Annotated in this window: 17 protein-coding genes; 3 read left to right on the top strand and 14 right to left on the bottom strand. The window is 33.3% G+C overall.

All coding sequences use genetic code 11. The annotated features are described in order from the left end of the window. Window positions 1-254 precede the first annotated feature (254 nt). The 9 genes from ltrA to LG296_RS19860 all read right to left on the bottom strand — a co-directional run bounded on the left by ltrA (window position 255) and on the right by LG296_RS19860 (window position 8,102). Complete coding sequence (gene ltrA / locus LG296_RS19900) at window positions 255-2,030, bottom strand: group II intron reverse transcriptase/maturase (protein WP_404428040.1); 1,776 nt, start codon at window positions 2,028-2,030, stop codon at window positions 255-257. Window positions 2,031-3,154: 1,124 nt separating this feature from the next. Beyond that, a complete protein-coding gene (locus tag LG296_RS19895) occupies window positions 3,155-3,367 on the bottom strand; it encodes a hypothetical protein (RefSeq protein WP_107937641.1) in 213 nt (70 codons plus the stop codon). A 31-nt stretch (window positions 3,368-3,398) separates the two neighbouring features. Further along, window positions 3,399-4,346, bottom strand: a complete 948-nt coding sequence (locus LG296_RS19890; protein ID WP_107937639.1) for a cation diffusion facilitator family transporter — start codon at window positions 4,344-4,346, stop codon at window positions 3,399-3,401. 97 nt (window positions 4,347-4,443) lie between these two features. Then, window positions 4,444-5,157 (bottom strand): ZIP family metal transporter, encoded by a 714-nt coding sequence (locus LG296_RS19885; RefSeq protein WP_107937637.1) that lies wholly within the window; start codon window positions 5,155-5,157, stop codon window positions 4,444-4,446. 82 nt (window positions 5,158-5,239) lie between these two features. Further along, complete coding sequence (locus LG296_RS19880; protein WP_107937635.1) at window positions 5,240-5,638, bottom strand: hypothetical protein; 399 nt, start codon at window positions 5,636-5,638, stop codon at window positions 5,240-5,242. Window positions 5,639-5,663: 25 nt separating this feature from the next. Beyond that, window positions 5,664-6,197, bottom strand: coding sequence for a thiol-disulfide oxidoreductase ResA (resA, locus tag LG296_RS19875; protein WP_107937633.1), 534 nt, complete (start codon window positions 6,195-6,197; stop codon window positions 5,664-5,666). A 42-nt stretch (window positions 6,198-6,239) separates the two neighbouring features. After that, complete coding sequence (locus LG296_RS19870; protein WP_107937631.1) at window positions 6,240-6,950, bottom strand: cytochrome c biogenesis CcdA family protein; 711 nt, start codon at window positions 6,948-6,950, stop codon at window positions 6,240-6,242. Between the two features lie 56 nt (window positions 6,951-7,006). Beyond that, complete coding sequence (locus LG296_RS19865; RefSeq protein ID WP_107937629.1) at window positions 7,007-7,444, bottom strand: disulfide oxidoreductase; 438 nt, start codon at window positions 7,442-7,444, stop codon at window positions 7,007-7,009. Beyond that, window positions 7,437-8,102: a thioredoxin domain-containing protein gene (locus tag LG296_RS19860; protein WP_251402888.1), complete on the bottom strand. Its 666-nt coding sequence runs from the start codon at window positions 8,100-8,102 to the stop codon at window positions 7,437-7,439. Before LG296_RS19860 ends, LG296_RS19865 begins: the two co-directional genes overlap by 8 nt. Before the next feature lie 285 nt (window positions 8,103-8,387). On the opposite strand from LG296_RS19860, the gene LG296_RS19855 reads away from it, so the two are divergent. Beyond that, a complete protein-coding gene (locus LG296_RS19855) occupies window positions 8,388-9,002 on the top strand; it encodes an SCO family protein (protein ID WP_107937625.1) in 615 nt (204 codons plus the stop codon). Window positions 9,003-9,456: 454 nt separating this feature from the next. Here the strand turns inward: LG296_RS19855 and LG296_RS19850 are convergent, their stop codons facing one another. The 3 genes from LG296_RS19850 to LG296_RS19840 form a co-directional block, all read right to left on the bottom strand. Then, window positions 9,457-10,650, bottom strand: coding sequence for a D-alanyl-D-alanine carboxypeptidase family protein (locus LG296_RS19850; protein WP_107937623.1), 1,194 nt, complete (start codon window positions 10,648-10,650; stop codon window positions 9,457-9,459). A 215-nt stretch (window positions 10,651-10,865) separates the two neighbouring features. Continuing rightward, window positions 10,866-11,537 (bottom strand): response regulator transcription factor, encoded by a 672-nt coding sequence (locus LG296_RS19845; RefSeq protein ID WP_107937621.1) that lies wholly within the window; start codon window positions 11,535-11,537, stop codon window positions 10,866-10,868. Between the two features lie 18 nt (window positions 11,538-11,555). After that, complete coding sequence (locus tag LG296_RS19840) at window positions 11,556-12,920, bottom strand: cell wall metabolism sensor histidine kinase WalK (RefSeq protein WP_107937619.1); 1,365 nt, start codon at window positions 12,918-12,920, stop codon at window positions 11,556-11,558. Between the two features lie 172 nt (window positions 12,921-13,092). Here LG296_RS19840 and istA point away from each other — a divergent pair, with 172 nt between their 5' ends. Both istA and istB read left to right on the top strand, forming a co-directional pair. Then, entirely contained in the window at window positions 13,093-14,598 is a 1,506-nt protein-coding gene (istA, locus tag LG296_RS19835) for an IS21 family transposase (protein WP_404427519.1), read from the top strand. Then, a complete protein-coding gene (gene istB / locus LG296_RS19830; RefSeq protein WP_036179323.1) occupies window positions 14,595-15,314 on the top strand; it encodes an IS21-like element helper ATPase IstB in 720 nt (239 codons plus the stop codon). The genes istA and istB overlap by 4 nt, the downstream gene beginning before the upstream one ends. 617 nt (window positions 15,315-15,931) lie before the next feature. On the opposite strand, the gene LG296_RS19825 is transcribed toward istB, so the two are convergent. Beyond that, window positions 15,932-17,227, bottom strand: a complete 1,296-nt coding sequence (locus LG296_RS19825; RefSeq protein ID WP_107937387.1) for a DUF3854 domain-containing protein — start codon at window positions 17,225-17,227, stop codon at window positions 15,932-15,934. Window positions 17,228-17,251: 24 nt separating this feature from the next. Beyond that, a complete protein-coding gene (locus tag LG296_RS19820) occupies window positions 17,252-17,566 on the bottom strand; it encodes a DUF4258 domain-containing protein (protein ID WP_107937385.1) in 315 nt (104 codons plus the stop codon). Window positions 17,567-17,755 lie beyond the last annotated feature (189 nt).

Raw genomic sequence — 17,755 nt, 5'->3', positions numbered from 1 at the left:
TATTTTTAAAATAAAGTTACAAAACCTTCTGCAACCTATCTGACTGTTACTTTAAGTTTATTTTTTCAAAATCTTATAACTTTAACATTAACATCCATCTTTTTGTGGGGTGTTATTATCGTGATAGGTAAGCTTTTGAAGTTATCGCCAGCATTTCCCCCACTTCACACCGTACGTGCGACTTTCACCGCATACGGCGTTCCAATTAATTCAATTCATTCAATTTTTATGTATGGACAAGATGTAATGTGGAATTAGATTGCTTCGTTCAGACATTGCTCACGCAATTCATTTACTTTGTTTAGTTGCTTCTTATCTAATTGAAGTACTTTCATCAGTACTTTTATTTTATCGTGGTCTTTAAGGTGGATTAGTCGATGAATTGATTCATTGACAATAATTAGATTGCCATAAGAATCATCTTGCGAGAAATAATATGGAGTTTTGTGATGACAGTGCCAGTCGTCAAAGTTAAGTTCAACCCCTGTTACAGCGCATTTACCATATTGCGCAATGAATCTACTAATACGGTTATCGTTATACTCGAAGGAGCGTTGAGGAATATACTGTTTCATCACAGTATTAAGCGTTTGTTTATTAATAGCTTTCAAACTATGATGAATTTTATTTCTACCTTCGGTAGTATAATTACAGATGGTTTGTGAGAAGTTTAAGTTTATTCGGCAACGTTGGGCATGAATTGGAGCGAGTGCCATATCTTTAATTCTATAAATCTTGCATTCGTATCCGTTATACCTTTTCAGTAAGGATTTCGTGAAGTCTTGAAGCGTCGCTTCTTTTCTAATGCCTTTTAAACGATTATGTAGCGCTCTTTGAATACGATGGCTCAGCTCAATTAAATCATCTGTAATGTGCGATGCAGCAGCGTAATAGTTTTGAATCCCCATTACAACCGTATTAAATCGCCAGACATTTTCAAGACTTTGATGTTTTTGTATCGCTATAATTGCTTTTTTCAACTTTATTTGTGCATTTTTTAGTGCTTTCTTCGTCATGTGTGAGCGTGCAACATATAGGGTACGTTTCGCTGTTTTCTTAGGATGCGCTTTAATACGAAAGCCTAGAAATTCAGAAGAATTTTTCTTTAGATTCACAACTTTCGATTTCTCATCGCTAATCTCTAGCTGTAATCGTGTTGAGAGGAAATCTTTAACTGCACGGAAGATTCGTATTGCTTGTGAGCGTGTACGACAGAGAATCTTAAAATCATCTGCATACCTCACGATATAGCAATGTTTAAGGTTCGACTTCTTTAACGCTTGGTTCTTACTCATTTTGTTTTTGTAAGTCCTCTTCGTTTCAAAGTTTTCCCATTGATTACTAACCCACCAATCAAGTTCATTTAATACAATGTTGGATAGGAGTGGCGATAGTATACCACCTTGAGGTGTTCCTCTTGTTGAATAGCCTTCGGCTACGATTTCTGCTTTTAAAAGGCGAGAAATAATGGTTAGAAGAGCTTTGTCCCGAATGCCCATTGTCCACATTTGTTTGAGCAGTTTCGCATGGTTTACGTTATCAAAGAATCCTTTTATATCTACGTCTACACAATGATATAGACACGCTCGATTTATTAATGTTTCGAAACGCGCCTTCGCGTGATGTGTACTACGATTCGGTCTGAACCCATAGCTATGCTTATAAAATCTCGCTTCACAAATAGGTTCTAATACTTGTAAAATACACTGTTGAAATAATCTATCCCAGATTGTCGGGATTCCTAGCGGGCGTGTTTTACCATTCGCCTTCGGTATATAGACACGTCGTACTGCCTGGGGGCGATAGTGTGTAAACATCTTTTGTATAGTTGATACAACTTTAGATATTTGTAAATGCTTAATATCTTCAATTGTTTGGCCATCAAATCCAGCTGTTTTACTACCCGTATTTTTCTTGATATTACGGTACGCAAGTTGAATATTTTCACTTGATTGCATTAAATCTATTAAATCATAAAAATTTTGACCATTAACACTGCGAGCATATAATATGTCAAATTGTTTTTGCATGTCATAGTACTCGTTATGTCTCAGTTTCTTTCGTTTTAACAAGTCGGTGGCTCCTTATGGAGCTGAACCTCTATTAGTCTCACGAGAACCTTATTAATCGTTGAAGAAGAACTGCCCTTCATGGTGAATAAATCTACTATTAATCTAGTGGCGATCCCTCCACGTTCATTACACGCTTCGTCGGTACTGTGCCACCACTTTCACTGATATAAAGGAAAGTTATATACTCGCTAATCTCACGATTATTTTCTTTTCCAACGTTTCATCGAGAGTAAGCTCTCCACGTTATCAGCTTACCACGTTGAATATTATCTATTATGGAACAAACTTAGGTGCCTCCTATGAGCCTGTTAGCATTGCATGTGCCTGTAACACAAGGTGGACTTTCATATAATTGATTTTTACTCATCCACATCTAACCTCACATTTAGTGATATACACATTTCTGTGTATTGCCATTCTAGACCCGTACATTCAGAGGTTCGTCAGCAATATAGTTTATTATCCTATTATGTTGCATTCTCACCTTATTCGTTCAACCCAAGCACCATGATTTACACCACCCCATCGGGTAGGGTTTCGGCAGCCGAACTGTTACGGTAAATTCTTGCGCCTATTAACCGAGCTTATAACACGCTTCTCCTTACTAAGCAGCGTGCTATTCGACGCAGGGGAAGCCTTTCAGAGCGTTACCTCATCATTCGACTCCTTGATAATATCCTTCAATTTTAATTTATAAATTGCCTGACCTTTACCGAGATTGTGTTAACCACATCTCATTTGAATCAGGAACGTGTCGCACCAATTAAATGGCCCGATTGCAGAATAAGGATTAGAGATTTTTACAATGATAATAGCAGGCATATTTATATAAATGCTTATTTAGGAGAAGTTAATACTCTTTTGCTTACAAAAAATAAAAGGATACCACAAGCTGCATATGCTAGCCAATAGTACCCTTAATGATATTCGGAAAACTGTACATACAGTCAATAAAATACCACTAATTTAGTGTATTTGTTTTAAAGTAATAAATCAATGGTATTAAATCGCTAGAATGACTCTTACTCTTGATGACCTTGGAGAATTCCATAATATTATCGAATGGTATTGGTCCACTATCTTTAAGGGGTTCCAACTTTATCACGTTGTTCTTCAGCCTCTTGTGGAATACCAACATTTTCTTTATCTATTCCACCATTTATCCTCCCAAATTCTGAAGGGTCATAGAGTTTGTAAAATGCTGTTATTACAAATAAAACTACTATTGAAGCAATAAAAAGTCCTATAGTAATAAAAAGGGCAAACTTTTTGCCATTCTTCTTTTCATTTACCATATTAAACCTCCGATTAAAAACTTCACATATTTTAATGATTATGTTTGTGAGAATTTGTTTTATAGTTATTTTTACAAAGAATTGAATTTTCGTGAGGATTTTCTTTACTTTCCATTTGAATTGTCACATGGTTTATTCCCTTGTGTTCTAATTCATGTTCAATTGTTTGTAAAATTTTTTGGCAGTCTTGTACCTTTAAATTACTGTCAACTACGGCATGACAAGATAATGCATTTTGTCCACTAGTAATTGTCCAGACATGTAAATCATGAATTGTTTTTACACCCTGCGTATTTTCAATTGTTTTAATAATTTCATTTAAATCTATATTAGATGGAGTTCCTTCCATTAACACATGAATTGCAGATTTTGAAACTTTGATTCCACTTATAAAGACAAGGATGGCAACAATAACACTTGCCAGTGGATCTGCCCAACCCCAATTGAATAACATAATTAGTATTGCTGCTACAATCGCTGCTACAGATCCAAGCATATCACTGATTACATGAAGAAATGCTGCTCGTAAATTCAGATTATCTTTTGTATCTCCACCACGCATCATAATCCATGCAACCAAAATATTTACCAATAACCCAACAATTGATATCATTAACATACCAGTTGAAGCTACTTCAGGTGGAGATATAAAACGTTGTATTGCTTCATAAAAAATAAAGAGAGCAATAAGTATTAAAGTAACGCCATTAATAACTGCTGCTAATACCTCAAAACGTTTATATCCAAAAGTTTTTCTTTCATTAGCAACTTTTTCACCTAATTTAAATGCTATTAAAGCAATTGCCAAAGATATAGCGTCACTTAACATATGCCCTGCATCTGACAAAAGAGCTAGACTATTGGTTAAAATCCCCCCAATAACTTCAACAATCATGTACACGGTAATAATAATAAATGCAATCATTAACGTTTTTTTATTTGCACCATGTGTGTGGTCGTGATTATGGTCATGTCCCATTTACAATTCTCCTTGTTATCATTGATGATAATGAGTGGATTCAACATATCCTATTTTGATGTAGTTATAGATACTATGCTGTGCTGAAGAACATTTTTTAAATTAATTTTAAGTATAATCCCATTACGAGTAATCCTATAAATATAGAAATTAAAAGTTTATACCCCGGAGATTTCTGTAGCAAAGGAAACAAAATTTCCCATACTGTTACCATTAAAATGATTCCGGCAGTAAAACTAATCAAAATTGCAGATACGATTTGATACTCTGTTTCCATAAAACCACCGACAAGTACCCCTAATGCAACCGGAATTGATACAAAAAAGGAAGTGAATAGCCAGATAAAAATATTCATACCTGCTAAAAATAAGGGTGTGAATAAAATAATTCCTTCAGGGATGCTATGGAAAAAAAGCGTCTGTAATAAAGTAAGCGTAAATTCATAATCTTGATTTACTCCTAAAATAATTCCCATCGGTAAATTATGAATTGAAACACTGAGTATAAGTAATAAACCAGTTCGAAGATACACCATATTTTTTGATTTACCCTTTAATGACTTGTGATTGTGTAATCCATTATGTAAAATTTCAAAAGAAATAATCCCTAAAGATAATCCAACCACAACGAATAACAACCCACCTGTTTCTAGTGCTTCTGGTAAAATTTCAATAATAATTAAGCTGAAAATTGCCCCTGTACATATAGCATAAATTGTGTCTATCCTATTTTTAAAACCTTTGAATAACCAAGCAATACTCCCTCCAACTAACATTCCTAAGGAAGTACTTAAAAACCCCAAAAGCCACATTTTCTTATCACCTCATAAATGGTTATAATTAGTGGTATGGCTTTAGAGGTAGATATATGAAAAACCATAATAAAAACATTAACTAACACTTTTTATATTTTGAAGCTACTTCGCGAGAAAAAGCATTAAGTAAATTGGGAAGTTTAATTCGAACTTCATTTACGATTTCTATATCATTAAAAATTAAAATATCCTTCTCGTTTTTTAAAATATCTGCTAACACCCATTGTGTATATTTTGATTTTTTATTTGATTCTTGTTCAAGATATAGCAGATTTTTTTCATGAAATATTAACCGCCAAAAGAATGATAACTTTCGAAAAGTAAGTAATGCACGATCTTTTTTTGCCACCAATATTAGTTTTTCATAAAATTCTGCTTCCCCAGTAAAATGTACAGTTACCCGATAAGGCATAGTTTCGTTCAATTCCTCTTTAAATTCCAAAGTAAATTGATGTAAAGATTCAGTTCTATCTCCCATTCTTCTACTTCCCAACATTTATATTTTATTCTGGCATTATTTGATTCATATAATTCAAAATATCTTCGTCACTCATTTCCCCAGTGATAATTTTCTCAATTTCACCTTCTGGGTTAATTAAAAATGTAGTTGGTAATGGGTTAATATTATAAGTAGACATAACGCTTTTATTTTTATCAATTACAACAGGAAAGGTAAGGTTCTTACGATCAATAAAATTTTGAACAGCAAAATCAGATTCTGCAATATTAACAGCTAATACTTGAATCCCCTCATCTTGATATTCTTTATAATACTTATCAATGATTGGAAATTCCCTTTCACAAGGTTTACACCAAGTTCCCCAAAAGTTTAAAAAGACTCCCTGTCCTTTGTATTCTGATAATTGATGTGTTTCTCCATTCATATCTATTAACTCAAAATCCGGTGCAGCATCGCCTACTTGTAATACTTCTCTTTTTTCTTTATTAATACTATTGTAAATAGTAAAAGCTATCGCTCCAGCCATAATTACTAATATAATAAGACGTATAATTTGTCTTCTTCTTTTTTTATCCATAATAGAACTTATCTCTCCTTAATACTAAGTTAAAACGTTGTTCTAGAATCCTGTAAAGCCTCCGAAAAACGGTGTTAAAAATGCAATTAATGCTGTCATCATATCGAAATACAACATAATCCCCATCAATATCATCACTACTCCACCGATTTTCATAAATAAATTACCCCGCTTCTGTAGGAATTTCATTTTCCCTATAAATAAAGACATGATAAGAAATGGAACTGCGAAACCTAATACATAAAATGACATGTATAACATTCCTCTACTAGGGTCTGACATTCCTAATGCAATAACACCCGCAAGTATCGGTCCTGTACAAGGAGTCCAGCCAGCTGCAAAGCCCATACCAATTAACATAGAACCTATATAGCCTTTAGGTCTTTTCTTAAACTGAACTCTTTTTTCAGCTAGTAGAAAATCAAACTTTAAGACACCAATAGTTACTAGTCCAAAAAAGACTATTATGATTGCCCCAATTTGTCTTAATAAATCTTGATACTGAATAAAAAGATTACCAATAAAAGAAGTTGAAAATCCTAATGCCATAAAGATAATTGAAAAACCTAGTAAAAACAGTAAAGTATGTAACAAAGCTTTTCGATTAAATACTCCCTTATCCTCCTTAAGATCATTCAAGGATATACCAGTTACATAAGACAAAAACGCAGGGTACAACGGTAATGAACAAGGCGATATAAACGATAATACTCCTGCACCAAATGCCAGAAATAGATTTAAATCTTCAAGCAATTATTCTCACTAATCCTTTCATACAACCTAAACTACATATGAGGTTCAAAAAATTCTCATTTAGATTTTTTTATAAATAAGATAATCATACAAATGTTAATTAAAGTGAAAGCGATTAAAGCTAAAAAAGGGATTGTGATAAAGCCAAACCAATTGATATATTCTGCACTACAAGGTACGCCACTTACGCAAGGTTTAATTCCACCAAACCCTGGTACCTTTTGTTCAAGATAATGGAAGATTGAAATAATGCTCCCTACAACAGACAATGGTAATACATATTTTTTTACAGAAGTATCACTCTGGAAGGTTCCGATTCCTAATATCACAACTAACGGGTACATGAAAATACGCTGAAACCAACATAAATCACAGGGTATAAAACCTCTTATTTCACTAAAATAGAGGCTTCCTGATGTAGCCACAAGAGAGACAAACCATGCAAAATATAATATCCAAATATTTTTATCAGTTTGATGTTGAACTTTATTCATTTTTGTTCGCCTCTAATTCACGATCGATTACTTCTTTAATCGCCTCATAATCAAATGGATCTTCCATTGTTATTCCATTTATTTTTATAGTTGGGGTTTGAGATACATTATGTTTCGTAAACAATTCTTTATCAATGCTTACTTGATTAATTGTTAATTCCTGTTCAACATCTTGTTTTAATTGCTCTTGGTTAATAGAAGGAAATTCACTTACAAGTTCAACTAATTTATCAGAAGTCACCCATACATTATCGTGACTAGTTGCTTCTGGTTGAGCTGCAAATACTTTTTTGTGAAAGTCCCAATAGATTTCCGGATCTTGTTTGTAAACAGATTCCGCTCCTAGAGCTGCAACAACCGACTCATCACCATGGAATAAAACGTTTACATAAGAAAATTTAACATCGCCCGTTAAAACATACTCTTCTACCAGTTGCGGATAGATTGTTTCCCCCCAAGCTTTACATGAAGGACATTTAAAATCCCCAAACTCTACTAGCGTTACGGGAGCGTCTTTTTCTCCCAGTGTTGGCTGTCCTGTTATATCAACCTCTTGTCTAACTATTTCTTCTTCTTCAGGTGTTTGTTTACTAACTACTATTACGATAGCTGCAAGTAATATAACACCTACTAATGTAAGAATTACTGTAAATTTCATATTTGAATTTTTCAACATAAGCACTCCTTTTTTAAAATTTGAAAACTATTAGGTTGCGAGATACTTTGCTTAATACTATAATGTTCTTGAGAACGCACTACATTTTGTAGTGTATAATTAACATTTCCTTAGCAAACATCTACCCTTTTACTTTCAACATGATTGTAGCAAATTAAACACATCATTCAAACATTAATTTGAATATACGATTGACAATTTTGTGACTGTATTGTGTAATAATTTTTATACAATGAGATGATTACAGAACTATTAGGAGTTGTAGTGATGAAAAAGAAACTATTTTACCTTATTTCACTGATTGGGGTCGCAACTATAATAAGTGCGTGTAGCAACTATAAATTTGAAGCGACAACAGAGTATGAAATTGAAAATTTTGAAACCACTGATCATCGAAATGAAGCAGTTTCACTTGAAAGTTTAAAAGGCAAACCGTGGCTTGCCATGTTTATTTTCACAAGCTGTACTACGGTATGTCAGCCAATGACAAACAATATGTCTGAAATTCAAAAAGAATTCATTGAACGTGATATTGAAGACTATAATATTATAGCCTTTACAGTAGACCCGACCATTGATACACCTGAAAGACTATCGGAATATTTTAGTTATTTCGAGATTCCAGATGAATCAAAATGGCATTTAGTGACAGGGTATGATCAGACATATATCGAGCAATTTGCACTAAACAATTTTAAGGCCCTTGTCAAAAAACCAGAAGAAGGCGATCAGGTAATGCATGGAACTACTTTCTACTTAGTCGATGAAAATGGTGTTGCAGTTAAAGATTATTCTGGTCTTTCTGACGGAGATCAACAAGTTGCTTTTGACACAATTGCAATTGACATGGAAACCTTAATTGAAGAGAGATTAGGAAAATAATCTTTTAAGAACCCACTATTTTGAATGTAGCAGATAAATATGCAGAATCTATGGACTTTAACGTAATTAAGTGTCATTTTTGAAAAGTTTTTTTAAAACACTCAAATAAATGGAGAAAGGTTATCCCTTAAGTTAGAGGGATAACCTTTTTGAATTTTTATTTGCATGTGATAGATATTCATTTCTTCGGGACTTTTACCAATATCAATTCCTATATACTAGTCACCCTTAAAAACACTTTTGTTAACGTAGGTTTAGGGGTAAATCCCTTCATACTCTGATACTCTCATGAATTCTTTAAAACATCTATCAATAGCTGGTACTACGTAAAGAAATAAACTGTTACTACATAGTCAAAGAATTTATATTCAAAAGCCATCTTTTTTATACTTCTTTTATCTTTGAAATTAAATAGAGTCACCCAAAAGTTTCGGATGACTCTATCAGTTTTTATTCATTTTCTAAATATACTGATGTATTTTGTAGCGGTGGAAAAATAAAAAATACAAAATAAAAAAATACAGAGCCCAGATAATATATATTTTATACTATTGTTATCTTTAATTGATTCCGTTTCTATTTCCTTGTAAATTTCACCTTTCTCTTTCTGTTCCACCACCTTTTTCAACTGAAAGGAAGCTATCAATTCCTGATCTAGGTTCCTGATTTCCAAAAGTCCTTCTTTGGAGATCTCTTTCTTAATTTCTTCATTTTTAGAAATCGTATAATTTAAAGTTTCATCAGTTTTATATTGATTATTATTTATATTATAAATTTCTCCTTTATTAATGTTCTTAACTTTGAAATTTGCAAATACATAATCAAGTAGAGTTATTGTATCTTCATATGCTGATTTTTCATTCACTGCTTTTAAAGTAACAGCAATAACCGATAATTCTCCTCTTGTTGCAGTTGTAATTAATGTGATTCCAGATTGGTTAACGTACCCAGTTTTACCTCCTGTTATTCCTTCGTATGGAATTTCCCTCATTAATTTATGATGACTATATATAGTAGTATCCCAAGACTCTCCATCCCACTTTAGCTCTTTTGTTGCAAAAATTTCACGGAAAACTTCATTTTTCATTGCATATTGTGTAATTTTAGATAAGTCACTAGCAGTGGTTTTATGATCTCTATTATACAAACCATGAGGGTTAACAAAGTTCGTATTTTCTACCCCGACTTCCTTTAGATATGTATTTAATTTTCTTGCAAAATTTCCCTCAGTACCTTCTAAATGCTCAGCAATAGCAATAGCAGCGTCATTGCCAGAATTTACGAGTAATCCTTGAATAAGTTTTCTTAAAGGAACTTTTTCCCCTACTTCTAAGTAAACCCTTGTCCCATCAACTTCTCTAGCATGTTTACTAACTGTTACAATATCATCTAGGTTTCCCTTTTCAATAGCATAAATAGCTGTTGCTATCTTTGTTAAACTTGCTGGATTCATTCTTTGATTTGCATGCTTTTCGTATAAAACTCTGCCTGTTTTTTCATCAATTAGTATAGCTGCTTCACTTCCGATATTTGGCTCGTCTATAACCTTTTCAGCAAAAACCTTTTTATTAAACAAACCACCAATAATAATGAAAATTATCAATAGTATAGCAGCTATACTAACTTTATTTGTTAATCTATAGATCATATTAAATACTCTCCTATTGGATTTTACCTTACATATCATAAGGCAAAAATATGGAGAAAATATGCACTTTCATTTATGTAATTAACTTTTAATATATTTGAAATAAATTCATAACATTCATTTCAAATAATTTAAATCTAAACAAAAACCCTTTTAATGCTAGTCATCGTTACACTAAAAGGGGTATTCATTATTTATCTAAATGTATTATCTATTTAACTCCATCTATATCCTATTCCCCATACGGTATTAAGAAACTCATCAGTTGAAAATCCTGCTTTTCTTAGTTTTTCTCTTAAATTTCGAATATGTGAATCTACGGCTCGTATTTCTATATCTGATTCGTATTCCCAAGCTACTTGTAATAACTCTTCTCTTGTATAGGCTTTTGTAGGTCTAGATATTAATGCTTTAATAATATAAAATTCCTTCATTGTAAGAGGGACAGTTTGATCCTTATATTGAAAGGAGTACATTTCTGTATCTAAAGTAAAATCATTAAAAGTAATTAAAGTATTGCTAATTTCTGAGGTGCGACGTAATAGTGCATTTACTCTTGCAATTAATTCTCTTTCATCAAATGGTTTTGTAATATAATCGTCTGCCCCCATATTTAATCCTTTAACTAAATCTCCCTTTTCCATTCTTGCAGTAAGCATTATTATTGGGATGCTTGAAAACTCACGGATTGCTTCGCATACTTCCCATCCATCCATTCCCGGCATCATAACATCTAAAAGAACAAGGTCAACTGGCTCTTTTTTGAGCGTTTGTAACGCTTCTATGCCGCTTGTTTCTTTAATACACTTATATCCGTGAGGACTTAGAAATAATTCTACTAAATCTAACATCCTTTGTTCGTCATCTACTAAAAGTATAGTTTGCATTTAACCCCATTCCTCCTGTTATATTGTAATTTTAAACGTGCTCCCTATTCCTAACTTACTTTCGACTTCTATGATTCCTCCATGGGCTTCAACTAACTCTTTTACAACAGCAAGTCCTATACCCGAGCCACCATAAGCACGTGAACGTGATTTTTCAACCCGGTATAACTTTTCAAAAATAAAGCCAATTTCATCTGAAGGAATACCAATACCTGTATCAATAACCGAAATTACTGTTTTTTCATCTTTCCTATTTGCTATTATAGTTACTTCTGAACTTTTATTTGAATACTTTAGTGCATTATCTAGAAGATTTAATAATACTTGCTCTAATCGTATCGGATCTGCATATATTTCGAAGTTTTCATCACAAACAAAGTTTAAGTTGATCTTTTTCATTTCAAATGATGGAAGAACTAGCTTACATACATTTTTGATAAATGGGGGAGCCAAAAAATATTCTTTAGATATCGTGAATGATGTTTCACCCATCCTAGCAAGATCCAATAAGTTTTTTACTAAATCTTTCATTCGTTCCGATTCTTCTCCAATAATCTCAAGATAATGTTCTCGATCCTTATCGTTTAAACCTTTTCTCATCGCTACTTTTGAATACCCTATTAAATAGGTTAACGGGGTACTAAGTTCATGAGCAATTGATGCAAGAAATTCATTTCGCTCATTCTTTAAATGTTCTAAGTCATTAGCTAATTTCTGAATGGAAAATGACAATTCTCCAAGCTCATCTTTACCCAATTCTGGAAGAGTAACTTTGAAATCCCCCTCGCTTAATTTCTCAGTAGCCTCTTTCATACGTATTAACGGTCTTGTTAGAACTTTTGATAAAATAGCATAGACAATGAATAACACTATAAATCCGGTAATTCCTGAAATAATATAGTGCATATTCATCTCATCAACCATTTCATTTATTAAGCGTGTACTATGAAACATGACTACATAGCCAAATTGATTTTCATTGATTTTATAGGGATGTGCACTTACTATGTAGGGTGAATTTCTCCAATCTGAAACTAATATCTTATCTTCTTTTATATCTAAATCATTTCTTAATGATTGATATATCTCTAACAAGTTATTAGTTCTATTTGAACTGCCAATAATATCACCTGTTTTATTTGTAATAATAACATCTTGCTGAGCATTCATTTCCATCAAAAGAATATGTTTTATTGTAGTATCAGAATAATTCTCAGTTAGTACATAACGATGATTTGCACCATTTGCTAATAACCTAGAATATTCGTCCTCTACCCTGGTATTGATTGTATCTCGATGAAGATAAATCATAAAAAAAGACTCCATAATAAAGACAACAATAAAAAAACTTGTTGCCAATTTAGTAGAAATTTTATTTAACATACTGTCATTCCCCCAATATGTATGTTTATGGCATCATAAAAATGTAAGGTATGGCATTTAATTTGTGCAGAAGGGCCGTAGGCCCTGCACAAATTAAAAAACCACTTGTCAACATTCCAAAATACACATACACTTCCTGTTGGGACAAACAAGCGCAGGAGGTATTAAGGAGATGTTGGCAGTGGCCGAAATTAATTATATCAGACATGAGGTAAACATAAAAGACAGTAACTATTCGGAGGTTGCACAAAGAATAGGAAGAGATCCGAGAACAGTTAAGAAATATGCAGAACAGGATGATTTTAGTCCTGTAGAAAAAATTAAACAAGGCAGACCATCTCCAGTGATGGATCCTATTAAACATATTGTAGATGAATGGTTACTAGAAGATTTTAAACAAAAGAGAAAATTTCGTAGAACTGCAAAGAGAATTTGGGAGCAATTAAAAGAGGAATTTGATTTTAAGGGTTCTGATCGAACAGTAAGAAACTACATATCCCAACGAAAAAAAGAATTGTTAAATGAAGCGAGTCAAGCAGCATTATCGCTAGAGAGCAAACCCGGGTCAGCCCAAGTGGATTTTGGAGAAGCTCCGTTTAAATATCAAGGGGAACAGATAACTCTACCCTATCTGGTTCTTTCTTATCCATACAGTAATTCATTTTATTTTCAGGTATTCCCCGCTCAAAACAAAGAGTGTTTCTTAGAAGGATTAAAGCGTATTTTTCACCATATGGGTGGTGTTCCAAAAACAATTAGATTCGATAATCTTTCAGCTGCCGTAAAGAAGGTATTGCCAAATGGCGAACGGCAGTTAACAGAGGAATTTCAGAACTTCGTTCTACACTATGGGTTCGAAAGTGAATTTTGTAATCCTAATAGTGGGAATGAAAAAGGTCATGTGGAAGCAATGGTGAAGTATGTGAGAAACAATTATTTATTGCCTGGTCTCCACGTACTGAATTTAGACGAACTTAATAAGACGTTGTGGGAAAAAGCTGAGAAAGATCGTGAGAGAAAACATTATGAAAAGGAATCTTTCATCTCCCAGCTGTTTGAAGAGGATCGGAAAGCCTTTTTGGTTTTACCAAGTAAGGAATACCAATGCATCAGATACGAAACAGTGAAAGCCGATAAGTACGGTTATATTAAAGTGGAAAAAAAACTATATTCTACTTCACCAAGATACGCTTTAAATAAGGTTCTAATTCGTATTTCATATAATTCAATTGATATTCTTACAGATGATTATCAACTAGTCGTTAGCCATCCTCGACTCTATGGTCAATATAGAAAATCGATTAATTGGCAGCCATACTTAAATCTAATGGCCAAACGTCCTATGGCACTTAAATATACTAGTTTCTATGAGCAGTTACCACAAGAATGGCAAACATATTTTAATTCATGTACTTCCTCTGAAAAATCAGAGGCCCTGAAGTTATTAGGTACAGTGATGAAAGATTATGATTTTAGTAAAATTACTGAAGCGCTGAAGATTGCATCAGAGCATGGTCATCCTTCGGTTGAATCAATTAAACAAGTATTCTACCAACTAATTAATGGTCGAGGGATACGCGAAGAAGTACATCTCCAAAAGTCATTGCCTATTATGCCGGAGGCTACTAGAGGTCTACAGCATTATAATCAGCTTCTAAAAGGAGCTGAAATAAATTGAGTACGCAGATTCAAGAATTCGCTAAACGATTGAAATTAAGTTGGATTAGAGAGCATTATCAAGAGATAGAAGCCACATCAAATGAAGAGTATTTACTGAAGCTTTTTGAAAAAGAAATTGAGCAACGAGAAGAACGAAAAACAAATCTTTTACTTACACAAGCAAGCTTACCTAAAGTCAATGGGAAACCTTTTGATTGGAAGGACATTGTCCTAACAGCAGGACTAAGTAGTGAAGACTTATTAAATGGAGTATTCATGGAGCAGCAAGAAAATCTAATTTTCTATGGGGGTGTAGGTGCAGGTAAAACCTATTTAGCTACGTTAATTGGATTGAATGCCATACAAAGGTATGGCAAAGCTGTTAAATTCTATACAGCGGCATCATTAGTTAATCGATTATTAGAAGCAAATGAAAAAGGTAATCTCAATAAGCTTTTTAAGCAAATAGAGAAATTGGATCTTTTGATTTTGGATGAGTTAGGTTACATTCCTCTTCACAAACAAGGGGCTGAATTATTGTTTCAGGTTATTTCGATGTGTTATGAAACCAAAAGCATCATAATCACGACAAACCTTCAATTCGGTCAATGGAATCACGTTTTTGGGGATCCAATATTAACGGAGGCAGTAATTGATCGACTCATCCATCATTCGCATTTGATTGTATTTAAAGGCGATAGTTATCGTTATAAGGAGTCAATTATTCAGAATTAAATTTCGTTGGCAAGTGGTTACATTTTTGATTGCCGTTTCATGCATTTTTTGCTTGCCAAATACAAATATGTATTAGTATAAAAAATAAATATGCAAAATTTATGCATAGTAATTCTTAATTTACAAGAAGTATCATAAAATCTCCGGTGTAACGCATAGTGTAGCCTCGATGGAACTTAAAAAATAATCTCCTCTTATTGTGATTTATAAAAATAATAAATAGTCTTTGTTTACAAACGAAGCCTACTATACAGATTTAATCAAAATTCAGTTCACAATATGAGAATCCATTTCCTTGTTCATAAGAGTTTTATTATCTGTATACGAAAGTTTAAAATCTTTAAAATTCTCAATCTTTCCAGCCCATTTTATTCTTCTCTCTTGAAATTCTTCAACAGTCTCTGCAACACTCAGAATAAATTCTTCTGTAAGAGGTAGTTTAATCAACTTCCTCACTAATAATGGTAACTGTTTTATTGTTCTTCCTACAAGCTGATAAGCTTGAACTTGGCTACATGTTATTTTATGAATTTAATCAATAATATAAAGAAATCCTTTCACACACTTGTTAATTAGTGAAAGGATTTCTTAAGAAAAAATTAAATTTACAGAGCATTCTACAATCTTCTTAATTGAGGCCGACGATTTTTGCACAGACAGTCATCGATTCCTTTATTTTCAGGATTCCATAATGCCACGTATACTTCGTAACCCAATTTTTTCAACTCAGCAACCATATCCATAAAATGCTGTTTCACGTATTTGTTTGAAATTGCATCCATATCAAAGGCTAAGTTGACACGTTTTACTTCCATTCTTTCTAATGTTGGTAAAAGACTTCTCCAACTATTAATTCCTGGTACTGCTAGCATAGTTGAACCGACTGATGCCAATTCATCCTTAAAAGCATTTTCTATATGGTCAACAGCGATGTCTGCTTTGAGGGCCCCCTCCGTTACCCAAGCGGCATTTACTTTTAAAGTAGTACTAACTGTATCATTAACTTTATCATTCTCAACTGCCGTATTCCACTCTATTAATTGTTTTGTAGGTACAGCTACATGAATAGGAACCGGATCTCCTGCACCTGTTCCACAATCTTTGTTCGCAGAACTGAACCAGTAATATCTTTGACCTTTTTTCAACTTCACTGTTCCTATTTTATCTCCAACAGTTATTGTCTCAACCTTATTTAATTCAAATCGACGTTCTAGAACAACCTCACCATCATTTAACACTTGTACTAAATCGGGTTGTTCTTTTACGCGTGCGTATAATCCATCAAAGTTAGTTGCATCAATCTCAACATCATTTTTAGGATTATCTACACGAATTTGAAAACCTGTTACCCAGTTATTTTCATCGCGATATGGAATAAATATACCCTTACTACCAGTAATGGACCATCCGTACTTATTCTTAAAAAAGCCCGGAATACCCATAGTAAAGTTTGGTTGGTCTAATCGTGCCATTAATGATTGAGGTAAAATATCTTTTGCAACTACCCATTGCTTTTCTGGAAATGAAGCATATCCTCTTGTGTTAATGGTTGTGTACGAAAGTTTACGTTCATGTAGCAAATGATTCATATGATCTTCTGATAATTCAGTCTCAGGATGAACCATTAACTCGCTAAAAATGTGGTTTAAGATGTGAGTGGGTAGTTTTGAACGTGTCCGATGCCCCTCACTTTCCACAGAAGCTTTATCTACCTTAACACCATCTTCAATATAGTGTAGCCATGATACTAAGCTCCCTTTACCGAATTGAATTTCACTACTTTCACGAATACAAGCCACCTTACTTCCGTCTTCGTGAATAATACAACCGCCTGTCTTATGACAAATAGGGCAAGTTTGACGACTAAATTCATACCAATCTTTCATCTTTGTTCTTCTAAATGCACCGTTCATGAAGTTTCTCCCTCTCTTATTGTATTAAATTACTCTCTTGAATTTTGGTTTAATCGGTGGGAAAGCAGTGATAACCGCCAATTTATTACGATTTTCTCGATAAAATCCTACCACTAAAACCATCGGCAATCCGTCAAAATCAAATCCTTCAATAATTGCCTTAAATTCCTTTCGGTGATATTGCATTTCAGTTATTTCGCCAGTCCACATACATTGAATGATGTCCTTTTTGAAATATCCTCTTTTGCTAATTTCCTCTTGAACGTGCATAGGTAAAACAATATTACTCTTTGCAAGTTCTTTTCTGATGTTCTTCATTGTAAGTGTTAAATTACTCATGATTTTCTCTCCAATCGGTTGTTTTTTACATAAAAAAACAGCCTTTTGGAAGTTCATGTAATCATAAATAACACATAGAAATAGTGTTAGTTAAAATCATGAAAGTCCAAAAGACCGTAGTGTGTTAAATGCCGCGCACAACTCTAGAAATAGATGAGTCTGCAAATAAATTAAAATAATAATTACATA

This window comes from Ureibacillus chungkukjangi (assembly GCF_044795995.1).
GTDB classification, from domain to species: domain Bacteria; phylum Bacillota; class Bacilli; order Bacillales_A; family Planococcaceae; genus Ureibacillus; species Ureibacillus chungkukjangi.
This window is presented reverse-complemented; position numbering and strand designations above follow the sequence as displayed.

Excerpts from the sequence above, each read along its gene's own strand:
- LG296_RS19845 (WP_107937621.1), bottom strand. The coding sequence starts at position 11,537 with ATGCAAACTATACTTTTAGTAGATGACGAACAAAGGATGTTAGATTTA.
- LG296_RS19840 (WP_107937619.1), bottom strand. The coding sequence starts at position 12,920 with ATGTTAAATAAAATTTCTACTAAATTGGCAACAAGTTTTTTTATTGTT.
- LG296_RS19820 (WP_107937385.1), bottom strand. The coding sequence starts at position 17,566 with ATGAGTAATTTAACACTTACAATGAAGAACATCAGAAAAGAACTTGCA.
- LG296_RS19865 (WP_107937629.1), bottom strand. The coding sequence starts at position 7,444 with ATGAATAAAGTTCAACATCAAACTGATAAAAATATTTGGATATTATAT.
- LG296_RS19885 (WP_107937637.1), bottom strand. The coding sequence starts at position 5,157 with ATGTGGCTTTTGGGGTTTTTAAGTACTTCCTTAGGAATGTTAGTTGGA.
- LG296_RS19880 (WP_107937635.1), bottom strand. The coding sequence starts at position 5,638 with ATGGGAGATAGAACTGAATCTTTACATCAATTTACTTTGGAATTTAAA.
- LG296_RS19890 (WP_107937639.1), bottom strand. The coding sequence starts at position 4,346 with ATGGGACATGACCATAATCACGACCACACACATGGTGCAAATAAAAAA.
- LG296_RS19895 (WP_107937641.1), bottom strand. The coding sequence starts at position 3,367 with ATGGTAAATGAAAAGAAGAATGGCAAAAAGTTTGCCCTTTTTATTACT.
- resA (WP_107937633.1), bottom strand. The coding sequence starts at position 6,197 with ATGGATAAAAAAAGAAGAAGACAAATTATACGTCTTATTATATTAGTA.
- LG296_RS19855 (WP_107937625.1), top strand. The coding sequence starts at position 8,388 with ATGAAAAAGAAACTATTTTACCTTATTTCACTGATTGGGGTCGCAACT.
- LG296_RS19860 (WP_251402888.1), bottom strand. The coding sequence starts at position 8,102 with ATGAAATTTACAGTAATTCTTACATTAGTAGGTGTTATATTACTTGCA.
- LG296_RS19825 (WP_107937387.1), bottom strand. The coding sequence starts at position 17,227 with ATGAACGGTGCATTTAGAAGAACAAAGATGAAAGATTGGTATGAATTT.
- ltrA (WP_404428040.1), bottom strand. The coding sequence starts at position 2,030 with ATGCAAAAACAATTTGACATATTATATGCTCGCAGTGTTAATGGTCAA.
- LG296_RS19850 (WP_107937623.1), bottom strand. The coding sequence starts at position 10,650 with ATGATCTATAGATTAACAAATAAAGTTAGTATAGCTGCTATACTATTG.
- istA (WP_404427519.1), top strand. The coding sequence starts at position 13,093 with ATGTTGGCAGTGGCCGAAATTAATTATATCAGACATGAGGTAAACATA.